Raw genomic sequence first — 4,428 nt, 5'->3', positions numbered from 1 at the left:
CCGCACCGAGTGCATAGGACATGACAGCCACCTGACGGTGGCCAACCACGCTCGTAGCCTGATCAAAGGCGCGGAACACCAGACCACGGAGGGTGAGCAGAGGGTTTCCGTTGGCGCGGACTGCAGCTGGATCAGCCAGGGGAGCTGGCACCAACAAACCGGTGGCGTGACCGCTTCGGAAGCCGGAACCGAGGTTCACTACCAAGCCGGGAACCAAGTGGTGCTGGATGCAGGCGTCGAGCTGACCCTTTGCGGCGGGGGCAGTTTCCTCAAGCTCGATCCCAGTGGCGTGACCCTGAGCGGCCCGGGTATCCGAATCAATTCCGGCGGTGGTCCGGGGAGCGCGCCTCGAGCCCAGCCACAGAGCCCTGAAACGCCGGTTCCCGTTAAGCCTGTGGCCAGTGCCGGGGTTGTTGGTCAGCCGCTGGCCGAAACCCGTGATCCGACGATCTCGTCAGGACCTTCTGTGTCGCGGGAAACGGTCAGGCTGGTGGATGTTCGGGGGCGAGGCTCGGATCGGGAGTTGATAACGGCCGGATCGGTGTCTGCCAAGGAGGGCTCAGAATGAACCAGCCCCTGAAATTCGTGCATCGACAGCTCGAAAAAACGGTTCGACTCAAGGCAGAAAATGACACGGGGGAGCCTGCGAGCATGACGCTCGCCATCCCCACGGAAGATGGCGGCTTCTTTTCGGTGCCGGTTCTGGATGAGTGGCGGGCGACTGAAGAAAAGCCGGAGGGTGAGTTAGGCAACACGCTGATGAGCGTTTGTCCGGTTGCCGAAATTCATCGTAATCGCCCCATTGCCACTGGTGGCGTGACGATCATGGGCGGTCGTGCCGTATCTCTCATGCGCCCTGGCTATCTTTACGTGTTTTGGAAACAGAGGCTTTGGCGGGAATTCAAGATCGGTGAGGATGGTGCTCTGAGGGAGGTCGATCTGGTGACCGCCCGGAGAGACACGACCGCCCATCGTTTACCGACTGGAGCGCCGGTGACGGATTTTCTTGTGCCGGTGATGCTGCATCATCGTTTTGAGCTCACTGGAATCCGGATTGCCTATAGCGAAATTCAATGGTCATGGCCCTACATTGAAACGTTGGAGTGCCGCCCGACTGTTCTGGAAAAACGGGCGTTGTCGGTTGCGCCGGCTTGGGCTGCGGCGTTGGATGATTCGCTGAACTTCGACAGTGGTTTCCCTGCCTCAGGGATAGCCTCAGTGCCACCCTTGAGGCCTCGGGACCTGGGCATTGAACTGATGCTTGGGGACCCGGCTCAATTTACTCTCGAGTTTCAGTCGCCGAACGATGACGAACTGATCTCTCGGGTTGTCGACCGGTGGTCACGAATCCCCGGAGGCCCCCACGACGCCAACCGTGAGCCCCCGGACCTGACGTTGAACGCCGAGGCGGCGGACGATGTTCTGGGGGATGCCCGGGCACACCCTGCAATCGTATGCGTTGCCATTCCAGACCCGCTGTTCCGTTTGCGCCATGCCCTGACGCAACTGCACCTTGGTCTTCACTATTTGGATGCCATTGATCTGTCACTCAAAGACCGGCCGCTGATTCACTCAGCCACCTTGATACGCCAGGCTCTATTCGACCCTCAGGTGTCGGGAGCCAGCGGCCCGCTTGAAACCCTGCGGGCAGCGGTGGACCGGGAGAAACTCGATAAAATTCTGGACCAGGCCGAACGCCAGAAGGTGCTTGAGGACATAACGCTTCATCTGGATACACTGGCGGCGCTGCTGGACAGCGGCGAGTTTGATGCGGCCTGTGGCGACTACCTTAACCACCATGGGCTTGGCCCCTGCGAAGCGTTTGCTCTCCAGGCGACCCTGCTTGATCTGGCTCAGCAATTGCCCGGCGTGTTGCGAGCCCATGGCCTGAAGCCACCGGCCACGCTGTCTCGACTACTCAAACACAGTGTCGGTAGCAACCGCCTCATTGATGCCTTGACCGGTGGCAAAAAAACAAGTCCCGGATCGCCCCCGCTATTGTCGCAGCTCGAAGAACTGGCCCGTAGCCAGGATACGCTCACGGAAGAGCGGTTGGGTGAGCTGGGACTGTCCGCCATCAGCCTTTTGGCCCAGCAGCTGAATCAGGAAGAGGGCAATGCCGGCACAAGCGTCAACGGCGGGGGTGGATCCGCGCTTCCCAGCAGTGCTCCGGGCACTGTTGCAGGGATGGTGCAAACCGCGCTCGGAGGTTGGAGCGGTGCCGTCCTCAAGGCTGCCGAACGTTTGCGCGAAAGCGGCGACGTGTCAGCGGTCAAGCTGGATCGTGTGTTTTCGTCGGTCAGGGACGTGGCAGAGGTTGCTGATCCCAATTTGGGCGGCGAGTTGAGGGTTATGCGCCGAGGGGCCGTAGACCTCACACGTTACAGCATCGTGGGTGTGCATGGAAAGGGGCTCTCGTTCGGGTTGACCGATGCGGATCGGCAGAGCGAGGCACTGACGAGGCGCAATGACTACCTGTTTGCCGACCGTGTGGATGCGACCGGCAAACGGGTCGCCTCCACCAGCCCGGCCCGGTTGCTGGACGAGACCGGCGAAGTCCTGGTGAAGGCCGCGGGCCATACTTGGGTCTTTGTGTTGCCCATCGACCACCCCGAAGCCCTGAAATTCAACGCATTAACGTTTGATTGGGCAAGTAGAGCGAAGGCCCTGGCGGATGGGCCGGGCTTGTCTCGGGTGCTGGTGGGGTTGGCGGCTTATAACCTCCTATCAGAACTACGCTCTCTTAGCGGCCTAAATCGCCAAAACTATGGAATTGCAGCTGCAAAAATCGTTGGGGCCGCCATAGATTTATCTGCAGCTTTGATGAAATTACACGTGCTTTACTCTCCTGTGGACGGCAAGCTGATTTCAAAAGTAGCCTTACGGCCCCTTTTCGAGATGAAATCTGTGCCCCTAATCGGCCCCCTTATCCAGAAAAGGCTATCCCAAGTCGGAGCTGAAACAATTGTTCGGACCCTGGGGCTTACCAATTTCATTGCGAGTGGCCTTATGGTGGGAGTCACTGCCTGGGACTACCGCAACAGTGTTGCCCGGGGCGATCTGGATGCCGCCGCCGGACATGCGCTGGCCGTCGCCGGTGGCAGCATCTTTCTGGTGTCGACGTTGCTGAGCGGCGTGCTGGGGGTGCCGGGTTGGGGCTGGGCGCTGTTTGGGCTCGGGCTCGTGCTGGGGGGCGGTGTGTTCGCGGCCGTTGCAACCGACAGCGAGATCGAGCGGGTGTTGAAGCAGGGCCCTCTGGGCGTTGGCCCGAACCAATCTGGGTTGCCTGGAGAGGATACCGTTTACTACGCCCAGCTGCTCAGCCAATTCTCTCCTGTCACCATCTCCGTCAGGCGTTACGGAGAGTTGTCCGATTCGGAGCGGGCGATGTTTGTCGGCCCGGCCCCTGCTCCAAACGACTATCGGGTGACGGTGACGTCCCCACTGATCAGCCGCTTCAAGCTTGGCCAGCCATCCCGGGGCAATACCCGTGTCCACGCCGGGCAGAAAAAACCTGACTTGCGGCTGGGTGTGCAGGAACTGGAGTATACCTGCACTACCGTTCAGACCCCCTCCGGACAAGTCGAAGAATACAGTTTGACGCGAAACACTCCGTTACAGCGGATTACCGCCTGGGCCGCCTCACCGGAAGATCATTCGGTGCACTTTCTGGTGGAGCGGCGTCTGGCTGAGGGGGAAACCCACGCGTTGGGCTATCGTGAACAACGATTTATCCGTCTCAGAGTGGTTCTGCAGGCGTGTATCGAGAGCGAAGTCGGGGCGGTTCGGTTTCCGACCCCGGTATTGGAGGAGTACGAGCCGTTTGACTCGGCCCGCCACGGGGTGCTGCCGGCCAAGAGGCCGCATGTATTGGACCCATTCAAAAATGAACCTGTTCCCTACTGGATTGTGAAAGAGGTCGCCGTGTGAGTGAGAATGATCTCGGATATTGCCATGAAAACCGGGGATTCCGGGCGGACCGGATTCCCCCGTTGCCGGGCTCGGTGAAAAGCCGACAACGCCTGGGCGAGGACCTTCAGCCGGTGGGCGACTATGCGGGCATCGAGCCCTATTTTCGAGTGTGCGCGGATGTGGGGGAGGTTCAACATCAGGACCGGAGCGAGCCGGAGGCGTTCACCTCCGACGACGCGTGGTGGTGGAACCACCGGCGGATTCGGTTTCTCAATGGTAAGGCGTTTATTGGACTTTCGGCTTTATTACTAGTGATTCCTTATGTATGGGGCATGTTCTTGGTTGCAGGAGGAGGCATTGTTACTGTTTATTATTTGATTGTTTTAACGGCCCATACGTTACATGCCTTGCAGTTTATAGTGATTCTTTTTGCTATGGTCATTTGGGTACCATTGTCTTTTATTATCCTTATAAAAACCCTGCCCTGGGTCATGGGAGGTTTCGCGCTGCTGCTGA

General features: G+C 59.2%; 2 protein-coding genes and 1 pseudogene. All 3 read left to right on the top strand.

Going from position 1 to position 4,428, the window contains the following annotated elements:
• Nucleotides 1-568 (top strand): annotated as a pseudogene (locus BTO32_RS17965) (type VI secretion system tip protein VgrG); the annotation flags it as partial.
• The gene (locus BTO32_RS17450; protein ID WP_076725942.1) at nucleotides 565-3,930 is read left to right on the top strand and encodes a toxin VasX; all 3,366 of its coding nucleotides are present in this window, start codon (nucleotides 565-567) and stop codon (nucleotides 3,928-3,930) included. The pseudogene BTO32_RS17965 and the gene BTO32_RS17450, both read left to right, overlap by 4 nt.
• The coding region (locus tag BTO32_RS17445; RefSeq protein ID WP_217697041.1) for a hypothetical protein at nucleotides 3,927-4,428 on the top strand (502 nt) is incomplete at its 3' end. The genes BTO32_RS17450 and BTO32_RS17445, both read left to right, overlap by 4 nt.

It is taken from the genome of Marinobacter lutaoensis (assembly GCF_001981305.1).
Classification (GTDB): Bacteria; Pseudomonadota; Gammaproteobacteria; order Pseudomonadales; family Oleiphilaceae; genus Marinobacter; species Marinobacter lutaoensis.
Note: the sequence above shows the minus strand (reverse complement) of the source record. Positions and strands in the feature narration are given on the sequence as shown.